Here is a 13,399-nt window from a genome sequence, read left to right as displayed (position 1 = left end):
ATGAGCCCATGGGACACACGATGACCAAGGACGAGTGGCGCGCGTTCCTCGCGGCGGGCACCAGAACGGCGAAGCTGGCGACGGTGCGCACGGACGGCCGCCCGCATGTGGCACCGGTCTGGTTCGTACTGGACGGCGAGGACATCATCCTCACCACCGGCGCCGGGACCGTGAAGGCGCGGAACATGGCCGCGGACGACCGGGTCTCCCTGTGTGTCGACGACGAGGTGCCGCCGTTCGGCTTCGTGGTGGTGCACGGCCGCGCCGAGCTGAGCGGGGACCCGGCGGAGCTGCGCGACTGGGCGGAGCGGATCGGCGGCCGGTACATGGGCGAGGACCGGGCGGCGGAGTTCGGCGCGCGCAACGGGGTGCCGGGCGAGCTGCTGGTGCGGGTCAAGCCCGAGCGAGTGGTGGCGGAGGCCGGGGTAGCGGACTGACCCGGACCGCGCCGGACGCCGTGAGAGGCTTCCGGCCATGCCACCTGCACGCTTCAAGGATCTCGCCCTCGACGCGAACGACCATCAGACACTCGCCGACTGGTGGTGCACGGTGCTCGGCTACGAGCGCCGCGCCGCCCCGCCCGGCGAACAGCCGCCGCCCGAGTGGCCGGTGCCGATCCGGGACCCGTCCGGCGCCGGGCCGCTCATCTGGATCAACCCGGTGCCCGAGCCGAAGACGGCGAAGAACCGGCTGCATCTCGACGTCCGGGGCGACACCGAGGAGCTGATCGCCCTGGGCGCGCGAGTGCTGCGGCGGCGCTCCGCCGGGGCGGAGTGGGACGTCCTGTGCGATCCGGAGGGCAACGAGTTCTGCGTGTTCCCGCCCGAGCCCGAGCCGGTGGCCAGACCCACGGTGCGCTGAGGCGGGCCACGGCCCGTTCAGGCGTGGTGCCAGATCCTGCGGTCCCGCGCGACGCCGTACACCGCCTCGATGCCGTCCGGCTTCAGGGCCCCGCCGCGGGCGGCGAGCCCGGCGATCCGGTCCTCGTGCAGCACCTCCACATCGCGCAGCGCGGATGTGACCCCGATCCGGGCCGCCCCGACGCACACCAGGAGCGCGTGCACGGTGACCGGGTGGCCGCAGGCGCGGCCGAGGGCGTGCGCGGCGCGGCGCGCGTCCCTGCGGCAGCGCCGCACGTCGGGCTCGGTGCGACGGCCGTTGATCCGGACCACGTCCTCCCCCGCCTCGACGCGGGCGCCGCGACGGAGCACGGACCGGAACACCAGGAGGCCGCCGGGGCCGATCGCGAGATGGGAGATGTCCGCGCCGCCCGGCAGCGGTACCGAGTGCAGCACGCGCCAGCCGACCCCGCCGAGCCGGTCGAGCCGGGCGCCCGCCGTCTGTTCGGCGAGGAGCGAGGAGCGCAGGGCATCGGCCTCCGCGCCCCGGCGCAGCAGCCGCATCCGCACCCGGCGCGCGGTACCGGTGGGCAGCGCGGCCACCTTGCCGTACAAGGTCTCGCCCGGCCGGTTGGGGGCCAGGTCGTCGTCCGGGTGCAGCCACAGCGGCCCGCTGCCGGGAGGCCACCGGCCGGGGTCTTCCGGGTTCTCCATCACACCCTCCCTGCCCTCCATGACATCATCGTCCGGCGCCCGGGACGAGAGGCCGTACCCGGCGGAACGCAGCGGAACGCACCGCGGGTGCGGAACGACCGAGGGGGACGGCAGTGGGACGGCTCATCGACACCGTGGCCTGGGTACACCTGGCGGACGGGCGCATCCTGGGGGCGCGCTCGCGGGGCAAGGAGCTGTTCTACATCCCAGGCGGCAAGCGGGAGCCCGGCGAGAGCGACGTGCAGACCCTGGTCAGGGAGGTGCGGGAGGAGCTGGCCGTCGCGCTCGACCCCGACTCGGCCGAGCACGTGGGCACGTACACGGCGCAGGCCGAGGGCCACCCGGAAGGCACGCTCGTGCGGATGGCCTGCTACACGGCGCGGCACGAGGGCACTCCACGGGCGAGCAACGAGATCGAGGAGATCGCCTGGCTCTCCCTGGCCGACCGGCACCGCACCCCGCTGGTGGACCAGGCGGCGTTCGACGCGCTGGCCGAGGCCGGCCGCCTGCGCTGAGCCGTCGCGAGCCGCCGCGCGGCCGGACCGGCCGCCGCCGCGGCTTCGTTACGATGAGGTCCTGCGGGAGGAGGGCGGCACGAGATGGCCGGTGCGCGGACCGACGGGCGGGTGGAGCGGGGGAACCAGACGCGCCGCCTGGTCCTGGGACGGACGATGGCCATCGCCTCCGTCGAGGGGCTCGACGGCCTGTCGATCGGCCGCATCGCGTCGGAGCTGGGGCTCAGCAAGAGCGGGGTGTTCGCCCTCTTCGGCTCCAAGGAGGAGTTGCAGCTCGCCACGATCAGGGCGGCGCGCGCCGTTTTCGCCGATCAGGTCGCCCGCCCGGCCGCCGAGGAGCCGCCGGGACTCGGCCGGGTGCGGCGGCTGTGCGAGGCGTTCCTGGCCTACTCGCGGTCGCGGGTGTTCCCCGGCGGCTGTTTCTTCACCTCGGTTTCCGCGGAGTTCAGCGCGCGCAGCGGCCCGGTGCGCGACGCGGTGGCCGCGGCCAGGACCGAGTGGGTCGGGCACGTGCGGGAGCTGGTGGAGGAGGCGCGGCGCGCCGGCGAGCTGCGCGCGGACCTCGACGTTCCGCAGCTGGCGTTCGAGCTGACGGCGCTGCTGGAGATGGCGAACAACGATTCCGCGCTGCACGCGGACGACGCGGGCTACGGGCGTGCGGCGGCCGGGATCTCGGCCCGGCTGGCCGCGGCGGCGGCCTGAGGCACGGGCCGCGGGCCGCTTGCCTACGGGCTGCGGGCTGCGGGCTGCCGGTTCGGCTTCAGGCAACGGGGTCGGTGGCGGCGGCGAAGTCCAGGACGGCCTCGATGACGGCGGGGTCGGCGATGACCCGGCGGTGGCCGAGCCCGCGGGTCAGCATCACGTCGGCCTGCTCGCCGTAGGCGGCCACCAGGCGGCGGCACTGCTCGACGGGGACCATGTCGTCGGCCTCGTCGTGGACGATGAGCAGCGGCATCCGCAGCCCGGCCGGGTGGTGGGTGGCGGAGAAGCGGGCCCACAGCTCGCGCTCGCCGGGGAACATCCGTTCCTCGATACCGCGCCGCAGCTGCGGCAGCGCCCAGGGGCCGAGGCCGGACCCGGCGCAGAAGCTGTCGACGAGGAAGCCGAACTCGGCGGGGGCGCCGATGGTGACGAGCCGGTCGGCAAGGCTTTCGCCGCGCAGCGCGTGGAAGGCGCTCAGGCCCCCGACGGAGTGGCCGATCACCGCGGCGAACCTGCCGTGTTCCGCGTGCAGGCGCCGGGTCAGCTCGCGATACTCCAGGATCGTGGTGCCCCGGCCGCCGGCCTCGCCGTGGCCGGGCGCGTCGAAGGCCACCGGGCTGTAGCCGCGGTCCGCCAGCGCCTCGATCATGGGGCTCCACCGGGAGGCGCGGGAGAGCCAGCCGTGCATCAGCAGAACGGGGCGCTCGCCGTCGCCCCAGCGGTGGATGACGGCGGTCTTGCCGTTCACCGTCAGCTCGCCGCGCCGGGCGCGGCGCATCACCGGCTCCTCGGCGGGGCGGACGGCGACGCGGGTCACCGGGTGGGCGAAGAGGCCGAGGGCCCAGCGTCCGGCGAGGCGGGGGGCGACGCGGCCGGTGCCGTTGAGGGCGGCGCGCAGCAGTCCTGCCCTGAGGTTCATGTGCGGTCTCCTGTCCCTGGGGTCGGCGGTGGGCAGCGCCGACGGCGAGATAGTAGCACGATCGTTCGCACAGTTTTTGAGCGTGTGCCGACCGCCGGAGAGCCGTCCGGGGTGGTCAGGAGGTCGCCGAGGTCGCCTCGACGGCGGTGCGCGGTGCCTCGCCGTCCCGCCGCACCAGGTCGGCGTAGCGGCCGCCGAGCGCCATCAGCTCGTCGTGCGTGCCGAGTTCGACGACGCGGCCGCCGTCGAGCACCGCGATCTGGTCGGCGTCGCGCACGGTCGAGAGCCGGTGGGCGATCGTGATGGTCGTGCGGCCGGCGGACAGGGAGTCGATCGCCCGCTGCACGGCCCGTTCCGTCCTGGTGTCCAGGGCGCTGGTCGCCTCGTCGAGGACGAGCACCGGCGGGTCCCGCAGAATGGTGCGGGCGATGGCCAGCCGCTGCTTCTCACCGCCGGAGAAGCGGTAGCCCCGCTCCCCCACCACCGTGTCGTACCCCGAAGGCAACGCCGCGATGTAGTCGTGGATCTGGGCCGCCCGGGCCGCGGCCTCGATCTCCTCCTGCGTGGCTCCTGGCCGTGCGAACCGCAGGTTGTCGGCCACCGAGGCGTGGAAGAGATACGTCTCCTGGGAGACCACCCCGACCGCCCCGGCCAGCGCGGCGAAGCTCAGGTCCCGCACGTCCACGCCGTCCAGGGTCACCCGGCCCGCGGTCACGTCGTACAGGCGCGGCACCAGGTAGCCCAGGGTGCTCTTGCCCGCCCCGGTCGGTCCGACGAGCGCGAGCGAGCCGCCCGCCGGAACCGTCAGGTCGATCTCCTCCAGAGCCGGCGGGCCGGCGGCCTCGTAGGCGAACGTCACCTGCTCGAACGCCACCTCGCCGCGCACCCGTTCCGGCTCGACGGGGTCGGGCCGTTCGGTGATGCCGGGCCGCAGGTCCAGGTATTCGAAGATCCGCTGGAACAGGGCGAGCGACGCCTGGATATCCACCCCGGTCGACAGCAGCGAGACCGCCGGGCGCAGCAGCCCCTGTTGGAGCGTGACGAACGCGACCAGGGTGCCGATGGACGGGGGGCTGCCGCCGAGTTGGAACATCACCCCGGCCGACCAGTACAGCAGCGCCGGAATGGCCGCCATGATCATGCCGATGGTGGCCATGCGCCAGCGGCCCGCCATGCTGGCGCGGATCTCAAGACCGACGAGCTTCTGCGACTCCGCGGCGAAGTCCCGGGTCAGCGCCTCGGCCCGGCCCATGGTGCGGCCGAGCAGGATGCCGCTGACCGACAGCGACTCGGTCACCATCGCGGCCATCGCCGCCATCTGCCGCTGCCGCTGGGTGGTGATGCGCCGCCGCTCCCGGCCGACCCGGCGCGCGATCCACACGAAACAGGGCAGCAGCGCGAGCGACACCAGGGTGAGCCGCCAGTCCAGGGCGAGCATCGCCACCACGGTGGCCACCACGGCGGTGAGGTTGGAGACCAGGGAGGTCGCCGTCGAGGTGACGGTGGCCTGCATGCCGCCGATGTCGTCGGCGATCCTGGACTGCACCTCGCCCGTGCGGGTTCTGGTGAAGAACGCCAGGGGCATCTGCTGGAGCCTCGCGTACACGGCGGTGCGGAGGTCGTGCATCACCTGCTGGCCCACGGTGGTGGAGATCAGCGTCTGGAGCACGCCGAAGACGCTGCTGGTCACGGCGGTGAGGATCATCCCGAGAGCCAGCAGCGCCAGCAGACCCGTCCGGCGCTCGGGCAGGGCGACGTCGATGATCTCGCGCAGCAGGAACGGGGTGGCGACCGCGACCAGGGACGACGCGCCGACCAGCAGGCCGACGATCGCGAGGCGGCCGCGGTAGGGATGGAAGAGGCGGAGGATGCGGCGGATGCTGGGGGCCGGGGGCGTCTCCCCGGTCGGCGGGACGGCGTCGGGCGGCATGGGCTCCTTCGGGAGGACGGTCGAGGGAAGGGAACGGACAACGACCCTCAACCCTACGGCGGCGGGACGGCCGCTCAGCCGCCTCCGCGCAGGTCGGCAAGCGTGCGCGGGGCGCACTCGACGTCCGAGAAGCGCACGGTGTTCCCGGCGCCGGTCGGGGACTGCGCCAGGAAGCCGACCTCGGGGACCTGGCCGGGGCCCGGCCCGGGGCCCGCCTCCGTACCCGCGGTCAGCGCGAAGTACCGGACGAGGTGCCAGAAGCCGCCGTCGGCCGAGGCGTGGAAGGCGTAGGCCGGTCCGATGCGGGCGATCCGAAGCCACGCCTCGCCGGAGTCGAGGGTGAGGCCGTTGCAGTCGTCCGAGACACCTCGGGTCACCACGGACACGACGGTGGGGGCGCCCTGCGGGGACAGTTCGAGGCAGAGCTTGGCCCAGTTGTCCTCGCCGGCGTACAGCAGCAGGACGCCGGCGTCGTAGGTCGCGGCAAGGCCGGTGGTGACGCGGGCGGTGAGCACGAAGTCGCCCTCGACGCGCCCGATGAGCGCGGGGGCGTTGGCAAACCGGCCAGGGCCACCGGGATCGCTGAACAAGTCCGTCCCCGCGCCCGCGCCGAGCGTGAGGGCGCCGTCACCGTCGACGGACCAGTCGGCCGGCCGGTTCAGCGGGCGCAGGGGCACGGGCACGGCCGGGACACGTATCTGCTGCTCCATGGGATTCCCCTCTTCTCGCCCCCGCCTGCCGGGACTTTAAGCCAGGTGCCGCCGGAGTGCCAGGGGCGGCCGCGACACTGGCCGGAAGCGCGCGCCGCGTGCTAGGCAGGGGCCATGCCAGCCCTCGCGTCGTACGACGCCGTGATCGTCGGCGGCGGACACAACGGCCTCGTCGCCGCCGCCTACCTCGCCCGTTCCGGACGCAGCGTCCTGGTGCTCGAACGGTCCTGGCGCACCGGCGGGGCGGCCGTGTCGGACGAGGTGTTCCCCGGGGTCGCCGCACGGCTCTCCCGCTACGCCTATCTCGTCAGCCTGCTGCCCGCCCGGATCGCGGCGGATCTCGGGCTGCGCACGGCGCTGCGCAAGCGGCGGTTCTCCTCCTACACCCCGGCGGTCCGCGGCGGCCGGCCGACGGGGCTGCTGATCGGCGGCGGCGAGAGCCGCACCCGGGAGTCGTTCGCGCGCCTCACCGGCTCGGACCGGGAGTACGCCGCGTGGCGGCGGTTCCAGGCCATGACGGCGCGGATCGCGGAACGGGTGTTCCCGACGCTGACCGAGCCGCTGCCCACCAGGGCCGGGCTGCGGGCGCTCGTCGGGGACGACGCGGCGTGGGAGGCCGTGTTCGAGCGGCCGATCGGCGCGGCGATCGAGGCGGCCTTCGATGACGACCTGGTGCGCGGGGTGGTGCTGACGGACGCGCTGATCGGCACGTTCGCCTCCGCGCACGACCCGGGGCTTGCGCAGAACCGCTGCTTCCTCTACCACATCATCGGGCAGGGCACCGGGGACTGGGACGTGCCGGTGGGCGGCATGGGCGCGGTGACCGACGCCCTGGCCGGCGCGGCGCGCGCCGCCGGGGCCGAGATCCGCACCGGGCACGAGGTGACGTCCGTCGCGGCGGACGGCAGGACCGCGGAGGTGACGTTCCGCGGCCCGGCCGGGGACGGCACGGTCGGTGCGGCACAGGTGCTGGTGAACGCGTCCCCGCAGGGGCTGGCCGCGCTGCTCGGCGACCAGCCGCCGCCCGCCGCGGAGGGCGCGCAGTTCAAGGTCAACATGCTGCTTCGGCGGCTGCCCGCGCTGCGCGACCCGGCCGCCGACCCGCGGGAGGCGTTCGCCGGCACGTTCCACATCGCCGAGGGCTACCGGCAGTTGGCGGCGGCCCACCGGCAGGCGGCGGACGGCTCGCCGCCCGTCACGCCGCCGAGCGAGGTGTACTGCCACACGCTCACCGACCCCTCGATCCTCGGCCCGCAGCTGGCCGCGCGGGGCTGCCAGACGCTGACGCTGTTCGGCCTGCACACCCCGGCCCGGCTGTTCGCCCGGGACCACGAGGCGGCGCGCGGCGCGCTGCTCGACGCCACGCTCGCCGCATTCGACGAGCACCTGGCCGAGCCACTCGCCGGCTGCCTGGCCACGGACGCGGACGGGCGGCCGTGCATCGAGGCCAGGACGCCGCTCGACCTGGAACGGGAGCTGGCCCTGCCCGGCGGTCACATCTTCCACGGCGACCTGTCCTTCCCCTGGGCGGCCGACGACGCCGCCGACGGCGGGAGCGGCGCGCGGTGGGGCGTGGCCACGCGGCACGCGAACGTGCTGCTGTGCGGGGCGGGCGCGGTGCGCGGCGGCGGGGTCAGCGGCATCGGGGGGCACAACGCGGCGATGGCCGCCCTCGGCCGCTGAGCCGGAGCCCGGTGGGTTCACCGCTGTTTGCCGGTTTTGCCCCCCTGGGCCTGGGAACCCGGGCCGCGAGCCGAGGGGAGGCGATCATGCAGCACGACGACTTCATAGGACAGGTTCAGGCACGCGCCCGGCTCGACAGCCGGGGCGCGGCGGAGACCGCCACGCGGGCCAGCCTGGAGACCCTTGCCGAACGCGTTCCGCCGCCGCTGGCGGAGAAGCTCGCGGCGCAGCTGCCGCGCGAGATCGGCGAACACCTGCTCCGCGTGGCCTACGCCCCGGACCTGCCGGCCACCGGCGTGCGGATGAGCCGGGAGGAGTTCTTCGGCCGCGTCGCCGAGCGGTCGGGCGCGGACGTGCCGAAGGCCGTGCACGAGGCCCGCTGCGTCGTCGAGGTGACCGACGAGGCCACCGTCGGCGGACTGGCCGACAAGATCCGCACGTCTTTGGACGACGACCTGGCCGACGTGCTGTTCGCGGGCAGCTCAGGCCCGGCGGGAAACTGAACGGGAGGGAGCTGCGCCATGTCCGACGACAGGTCGGAGCCCGCGGCGCCCGATGCGGCGCTCGACGACGAGGCGATGGGAGACGAGGTCTACCAGCCGCCGGATTACGGAACCCGCGACGACCCGACGGACGTCGACCTGGACAACGCGCTGGGCCAGGGCGATCTGGACGAGACCCTGGACGAGGGTTACTCGCCGCCGGAGAAGCCGCTCGCCGTCAACGACTACGGCACCACGGCCGCCGAGCAGCGCGAGCGGGAGACGCTCGACCAGCGGCTGGCCGAGGAGGTGCCCGAGGTCTCGGAGCCGGCCGGCAACGGCATCGGCGACCAGCCGGGGATGGCGGGCGAGCCGATGGCCGCGGAGCTGTCCGGCGAGGACCGGGCGGGCCGCCTGGTGCGCGCGGACAACGAGACGCTGCGCCGCACCGACGGCATCGCCGCGGCGGACGTCGGCATCGACGGCGGCGCGGCGGGCGCGGAGGAGGCCGCGATGCACCTCGCGGAGGACGAGCAGGAGGAAAAGGCCGAGGACTTCGGCTCCTGACCGTCCGCGCGAACGCCTCCTTGCGTTGCGGTCCCGCGTTGTGGAGGCCCCCGGCAGGCCCACGGGCCCGGCCGCGGCTGTCTGCCGCGGCCGGGCCGGGCCCGTGGGCGTGCGGGTGCGGCGGCTGACTACGATGTCGGTCGCCATGCACAGTGCACCTGATTTCCGCAGTTTCGTCGCCTTGGGCGACTCGTTCACCGAGGGCATGTCGGACGCCCTGCCGGACGGCACCTACCGGGGCTGGGCCGACCTGCTGGCGCAGCGGCTCGCGGCCCGCAGGGCCGGTTTCCGCTATGCCAACCTCGCCGTACGCGGCAAGCTGATGCGGCAGATCGCCGAGGAGCAGGCGGCGCCGGGCGCGGCGATGGGCGCCGACCTGGTGACTCTGGTCGGCGGGCTGAACGACGTGCTGCGGCCCCGCTGCGATCTGGACGAGATCTGCGGGCTGCTGGCGGAGTCGGTGGCGCGCCTGGCACCGTCCTGCCGGCAGCTGGTGCTGATGCGCAGCCCCGGCCGCCGGGGCGCGGTGCTCGAGCGGTACCGGACGCGCATGGAGACGCTGTTCGCGTTCATCGACGACCTGGCGGAGCGGCACGGCGCGCTGGTGGTCGACCTGTTCGCGTCGCGGGCGCTCGGCGACCCGCGGCTGTGGGCCGACGACCGGCTGCACCTGACGGCGGAGGGACACCGGCGGGTGGCGGAGGCGGTGTGGCAGCGCCTCGGCTTCGAGCCCGGATTCGACTGGGACCAGCCGCTGCCGCTGACCGCGCCCGGCAGCTGGGCGGTGCGCCGCGGGGCGGACGTCAGGTTCGCCAGGGAGCACCTGCTGCCGTGGATCGGACGGCGGCTGAGCGGCCGTTCCTCCGGGGACGGCCTTGCGCCCAAGCGTCCTGATCTGGCGCCGCTGCCGGTCGAGGACTACCCGTAGAATCCGGTGGCGTGACTGACAAGCCGCGCATTCCGAACGTTCTGGCCGGCCGCTACGCCTCCGTGGAGCTGGCCACCCTCTGGTCCCCCGAGTACAAGGTGGTGCTGGAGCGCCGGCTGTGGCTCGCGGTGCTGCGGGCGCTCGCGGATCTGGGCGTGCCGGTGCCGCCCGGGGCGGTCGAGGACTACGAGCGCGTCGTCGAGCAGGTGGATCTGGGCTCGATCGCCGAGCGCGAACGGGTCACGCGGCACGATGTGAAGGCGCGGATCGAGGAGTTCAACGCGCTGGCCGGGCACGAGCAGGTGCACAAGGGCATGACCTCGCGCGACCTGACGGAGAACGTGGAGCAGCTCCAGATCCGGCTGTCCCTCGAGCTGGTGCGGGACCGGGCGGTGGCCGTGCTCGCGCGGCTCGGCAGGCTGGCGGCCGAGCACGCGGAGCTGGTGATGGCCGGCCGTTCGCACAATGTGCCCGCGCAGGCCACCACGCTGGGCAAGCGCTTCGCCTCGGCCGCGGACGAGCTGCTGGTGGCGCTCGGGCGGGTGGAGGAGCTGCTGGTGCGCTACCCGCTGCGCGGGGTGAAGGGCCCGGTGGGCACCTCGCAGGACATGCTCGACCTGCTGGGCGGCGACGAGCGGCGGCTCGCGGAGCTGGAGGGCCGCGTCGCCGGCCACCTCGGCTTCGGGCAGGTCTTCACCTCGGTGGGGCAGGTCTACCCGCGGTCGCTCGACTACGAGGTCGTGACGTCCCTGGTCCAGCTGGCCGCGGCGCCCTCCTCGCTGGCGAGGACGATCCGGCTGATGGCGGGGCAGGAGCTGGTGACCGAGGGCTTCCAGCCGGGGCAGGTCGGCTCCTCCGCGATGCCGCACAAGATGAACACCCGGTCGTGCGAGCGCGTCAACGGCCTGGCCGTGGTGCTGCGGGGCTACGCCTCGATGACGGGCGAGCTGGCGGGCGACCAGTGGAACGAGGGCGACGTGTCCTGCTCCGTCGTGCGGCGGGTGGCCCTGCCGGATGCGTTCTTCGCGTTCGACGGGCTCGCCGAGACGTTCCTGACCGTACTGGACGAGTTCGGCGCGTTCCGGCCCGTTGTCGCGCGCGAGCTGGACCGTTACCTGCCGTTCCTGGCCACGACCAAGGTACTCATGGCGTCGGTGCGGGCGGGCGTGGGGCGCGAGACGGCGCACGAGGTGATCAAGGAGCACGCGGTGGCCTCCGCGCTGGCGATGCGGGAGGGCGCCGAGCGCAACGAGCTGCTGGACCGGCTGGCCGCGGACGAGCGGATTCCGCTGGACCGCACGGGACTTGACGCGCTGATGGCGGACCGGCTGTCCTTCACGGGAGCGGCGGCGGCGCAGGTCTCCGCGGTGCTCGGCCGCGTCGAAGAAGTCGTGAAGCGGTACCCCGAGGCGGCGGCGTACGCTCCGGGGGCGATTCTGTAGCGTTCTGGCGCGGGAGGCGGGTGTGGGGAGTCTCACCGGCGGTGATCCGTCGCTGCTCCGCAAGATCAACTCGGCCGCGGTGCTGCGCGCGTTGCGGGCGGCCGACTCCTCTTCGCTGACCGATCTGGCGCGCGCGACGGGTCTGTCGCGGCCGACGCTCGACGTGGTGCTCGAAGGGCTGGCCGAGGCCGGTCTCGTCGCCGAGAGCGGCGCAGCGGGGGCCGCGGAGGGGCGGCGCCCGGGGCGCCCGGCCCGCCGGTTCCGGTTCCGGGCGGAGGCCGGGCGGCTGCTCGGCATCGAGATCGGGGCGCGGCGGCTCTCCGCCGTGCTGGCGGACCTGGCCGGGCACCGGCTCGGCTCGGTGGCGCGCGAGGTGCCCACGCGGGCGACGGCCGAGACGCGCCTCGCCGGGGTGCGGGCGGTGGCCGCGGAGCTGCTGGCGCAGTGCGAGGTCGACACGGGCACGCTGCGGGCGGTCGGCGTCGGCAGCCCGGGGATCGTGGTGGCGGACGGGTCGGTGGGGCTGTGCACGGCGCTGCCAGGCTGGACGGGACTGCCGCTGGGTGAACGGCTCGCCGCGGCGTTCGGCTGCCCGGTCCTGGTGGAGAACGACGCGAACGCCGCCGTGCTGGCGGAGCGCTGGGTGGGGGCCGCGACCGGCGCCGACAACGTGGTGATGGTGCTGGCCGGGCTGAGCCCCGGCGCGGGGTCGCTCATCGACGGGCGGCTGCACCGCGGGCACGGCGGCGCGGCCGGGGAGATAGGGGCGCTGCACCTGCTCGGCCGGCAGGCGACTCCCGAGCGCCTGCTGTCCACCTCGGGCGAGCCGCTCGACCCGCTGGACGAGCAGGCGGTGGCGCGGGTGTTCGCGGCGGCGCGCGGGGGCGACCGGCGGGCCGGGGCCGCGGTGGGCCGGTTCGTCGAGCGCCTGGTGCACGACGTGACCGCGCTGGTCCTGGCGCTGGACCCGGAGCTGGTGGTCATCGGCGGCTGGGCGGCGGGCCTCGACGGACTGGTCGACCCGCTGCGCCACGAGCTGGAGCGCTACTGTCTGCGCACGCCGCGCGTGGTGGCCTCGGCGCTCGGCGGAGCTGCCGTGGCCACCGGCGCGCTACGGCTGGCCCTCGACCGGGTGGAGGAGGAGCTGTTCGCGGTGACCGGGGAGGTCAGCTCGCGGTGAGGGACAGCGGCTCCTGGTCGCCGAAGGTGAGGCGGCAGGTGTCGGCCCGGTAGGTGGCCACCCCGACGGCGACGGGACTGCCCCCGGAGGCGTACCCGGTGGTGACGATCAGCACCGGCGAGCCCGGCAGCCGGTCGAGGAGCCGCGCCGCGTCGGCCCCGGCGGAGCCCAGCTCCACCGCGCGGTCCCGGCCGCCCCAGGGAAGAAGCTGAAGGCGGGCGAGCACGGCTCCGGCGCGGTCCGCGCCGCGCGCGTTGTCCGTCCCCTCCCCCGCGGGCAGCACGCCGGGCGGGATGAACAGGTGCTCCGTCCCGATCGGCTGGCCGTGGGTGAACAGCGTGCGCCGCACGGTCTCCACGGGCCGGTCGGCGGCCACCCCCAGGGCATCGGCCACCGCGCGGGGCGGCACCGCCACGGTGCAGTCGGTCGCCACCCACGGGTCGCCCGCGGTGCCGGGCCAGGTGTGCTGCCCGGGACTGACGTCCACGCCGAAGCGCGGCGGCGCGACGGTGGTACCGACGCCGCGGCGGCGCTGGAGCCGGCCCTCCAGCTCCAGCTGGTCGAGCGCCTGCCGGAGCGTGGCTCGCGCGACACCGAACCTGGCGGCGAGCTCCCGTTCGTTCGGCAGGGTCTGGCCGACGGAGAACTCCGTGTCGAGCGCCTGCGAGAGAACCGTCTTGAGGTGCCAGTACTTGGGCTCGGGCTGCTGCTGGTCGGGCCGGCTCATGCTCACCCTGCCTCCCCCTGCGCCGGTCCTGTCCCTGGCCGGCGCGATTATGAAAGGTTGT

15 protein-coding genes are annotated in these 13,399 nt (G+C 74.7%); 10 read left to right on the top strand and 5 right to left on the bottom strand.

Going from position 1 to position 13,399, the window contains the following annotated elements; translation table 11 throughout:
* Positions 1-8 precede the first annotated feature (8 nt).
* Positions 9-437 carry a PPOX class F420-dependent oxidoreductase gene (locus STBA_RS33770; protein ID WP_077062803.1) on the top strand — a complete coding sequence of 143 codons (429 nt, stop codon included), beginning with the start codon at positions 9-11 and terminating at the stop codon, positions 435-437.
* Positions 438-474: 37 nt separating this feature from the next.
* Positions 475-861, top strand: a complete 387-nt coding sequence (locus STBA_RS33765; RefSeq protein ID WP_077062802.1) for a VOC family protein — start codon at positions 475-477, stop codon at positions 859-861.
* A gap of 17 nt (positions 862-878) precedes the next feature.
* Here STBA_RS33765 and STBA_RS33760 read toward each other — a convergent pair whose 3' ends face one another.
* Positions 879-1,574, bottom strand: coding sequence for a nuclease-related domain-containing protein (locus STBA_RS33760; protein WP_079252300.1), 696 nt, complete (start codon positions 1,572-1,574; stop codon positions 879-881).
* Positions 1,575-1,666: 92 nt separating this feature from the next.
* Between STBA_RS33760 and STBA_RS33755 the strand changes: the two genes are divergently transcribed.
* Positions 1,667-2,068 carry an NUDIX domain-containing protein gene (locus tag STBA_RS33755; RefSeq protein WP_077062800.1) on the top strand — a complete coding sequence of 134 codons (402 nt, stop codon included), beginning with the start codon at positions 1,667-1,669 and terminating at the stop codon, positions 2,066-2,068.
* Positions 2,069-2,152: 84 nt separating this feature from the next.
* Complete coding sequence (locus tag STBA_RS33750; protein ID WP_077062799.1) at positions 2,153-2,770, top strand: TetR/AcrR family transcriptional regulator; 618 nt, start codon at positions 2,153-2,155, stop codon at positions 2,768-2,770.
* A gap of 58 nt (positions 2,771-2,828) precedes the next feature.
* Here the strand turns inward: STBA_RS33750 and STBA_RS33745 are convergent, their stop codons facing one another.
* The 3 genes from STBA_RS33745 to STBA_RS33735 form a co-directional block, all read right to left on the bottom strand.
* On the bottom strand, positions 2,829-3,689 hold the full coding sequence (locus tag STBA_RS33745) for an alpha/beta hydrolase (RefSeq protein ID WP_077062798.1): 861 nt from the start codon (positions 3,687-3,689) through the stop codon (positions 2,829-2,831).
* Positions 3,690-3,804: 115 nt separating this feature from the next.
* A complete protein-coding gene (locus STBA_RS33740) occupies positions 3,805-5,619 on the bottom strand; it encodes an ABC transporter ATP-binding protein (protein WP_077062797.1) in 1,815 nt (604 codons plus the stop codon).
* A 74-nt stretch (positions 5,620-5,693) separates the two neighbouring features.
* On the bottom strand, positions 5,694-6,329 hold the full coding sequence (locus tag STBA_RS33735) for a DUF1349 domain-containing protein (RefSeq protein ID WP_077062796.1): 636 nt from the start codon (positions 6,327-6,329) through the stop codon (positions 5,694-5,696).
* 114 nt (positions 6,330-6,443) lie between these two features.
* On the opposite strand from STBA_RS33735, the gene STBA_RS33730 reads away from it, so the two are divergent.
* From STBA_RS33730 to STBA_RS33705, 6 genes are all read left to right on the top strand, one after another.
* Positions 6,444-8,012, top strand: coding sequence for an NAD(P)/FAD-dependent oxidoreductase (locus tag STBA_RS33730; protein WP_077062795.1), 1,569 nt, complete (start codon positions 6,444-6,446; stop codon positions 8,010-8,012).
* 86 nt (positions 8,013-8,098) lie between these two features.
* On the top strand, positions 8,099-8,515 hold the full coding sequence (locus tag STBA_RS33725; protein ID WP_077062794.1) for a DUF2267 domain-containing protein: 417 nt from the start codon (positions 8,099-8,101) through the stop codon (positions 8,513-8,515).
* Between the two features lie 18 nt (positions 8,516-8,533).
* Positions 8,534-9,061 carry a DUF5709 domain-containing protein gene (locus STBA_RS33720; protein ID WP_077062793.1) on the top strand — a complete coding sequence of 176 codons (528 nt, stop codon included), beginning with the start codon at positions 8,534-8,536 and terminating at the stop codon, positions 9,059-9,061.
* Positions 9,062-9,206: 145 nt separating this feature from the next.
* Complete coding sequence (locus tag STBA_RS33715) at positions 9,207-9,989, top strand: SGNH/GDSL hydrolase family protein (protein ID WP_079252520.1); 783 nt, start codon at positions 9,207-9,209, stop codon at positions 9,987-9,989.
* 11 nt (positions 9,990-10,000) lie between these two features.
* Positions 10,001-11,431, top strand: a complete 1,431-nt coding sequence (gene purB / locus STBA_RS33710) for an adenylosuccinate lyase (RefSeq protein WP_077062791.1) — start codon at positions 10,001-10,003, stop codon at positions 11,429-11,431.
* 22 nt (positions 11,432-11,453) lie between these two features.
* The gene (locus STBA_RS33705; RefSeq protein ID WP_077062790.1) at positions 11,454-12,611 is read left to right on the top strand and encodes an ROK family protein; all 1,158 of its coding nucleotides are present in this window, start codon (positions 11,454-11,456) and stop codon (positions 12,609-12,611) included.
* Here the strand turns inward: STBA_RS33705 and STBA_RS33700 are convergent.
* Positions 12,598-13,338, bottom strand: coding sequence for a GntR family transcriptional regulator (locus tag STBA_RS33700; RefSeq protein ID WP_077062789.1), 741 nt, complete (start codon positions 13,336-13,338; stop codon positions 12,598-12,600). The two genes, STBA_RS33705 and STBA_RS33700, sit on opposite strands and share 14 nt — an antisense overlap.
* Positions 13,339-13,399 lie beyond the last annotated feature (61 nt).

It is taken from the genome of Streptomyces sp. MP131-18, assembly GCF_001984575.1.
GTDB classification, from domain to species: Bacteria; Actinomycetota; Actinomycetes; order Streptomycetales; family Streptomycetaceae; genus Streptomyces; species Streptomyces johnsoniae.
The sequence above is the reverse complement of the archived record's forward strand: the minus strand, read 5'-3'. Positions and strand labels throughout refer to the sequence as shown.

Coding starts and splice junctions, on each gene's coding strand:
- STBA_RS33770 (WP_077062803.1), top strand. CDS start 9: ATGGGACACACGATGACCAAGGACGAGTGGCGCGCGTTCCTCGCGGCG.
- STBA_RS33720 (WP_077062793.1), top strand. CDS start 8,534: ATGTCCGACGACAGGTCGGAGCCCGCGGCGCCCGATGCGGCGCTCGAC.
- STBA_RS33715 (WP_079252520.1), top strand. CDS start 9,207: ATGCACAGTGCACCTGATTTCCGCAGTTTCGTCGCCTTGGGCGACTCG.
- STBA_RS33765 (WP_077062802.1), top strand. CDS start 475: ATGCCACCTGCACGCTTCAAGGATCTCGCCCTCGACGCGAACGACCAT.
- STBA_RS33745 (WP_077062798.1), bottom strand. CDS start 3,689: ATGAACCTCAGGGCAGGACTGCTGCGCGCCGCCCTCAACGGCACCGGC.
- STBA_RS33730 (WP_077062795.1), top strand. CDS start 6,444: ATGCCAGCCCTCGCGTCGTACGACGCCGTGATCGTCGGCGGCGGACAC.
- STBA_RS33725 (WP_077062794.1), top strand. CDS start 8,099: ATGCAGCACGACGACTTCATAGGACAGGTTCAGGCACGCGCCCGGCTC.
- STBA_RS33750 (WP_077062799.1), top strand. CDS start 2,153: ATGGCCGGTGCGCGGACCGACGGGCGGGTGGAGCGGGGGAACCAGACG.
- STBA_RS33740 (WP_077062797.1), bottom strand. CDS start 5,619: ATGCCGCCCGACGCCGTCCCGCCGACCGGGGAGACGCCCCCGGCCCCC.
- STBA_RS33760 (WP_079252300.1), bottom strand. CDS start 1,574: ATGGAGGGCAGGGAGGGTGTGATGGAGAACCCGGAAGACCCCGGCCGG.
- STBA_RS33700 (WP_077062789.1), bottom strand. CDS start 13,338: ATGAGCCGGCCCGACCAGCAGCAGCCCGAGCCCAAGTACTGGCACCTC.
- STBA_RS33735 (WP_077062796.1), bottom strand. CDS start 6,329: ATGGAGCAGCAGATACGTGTCCCGGCCGTGCCCGTGCCCCTGCGCCCG.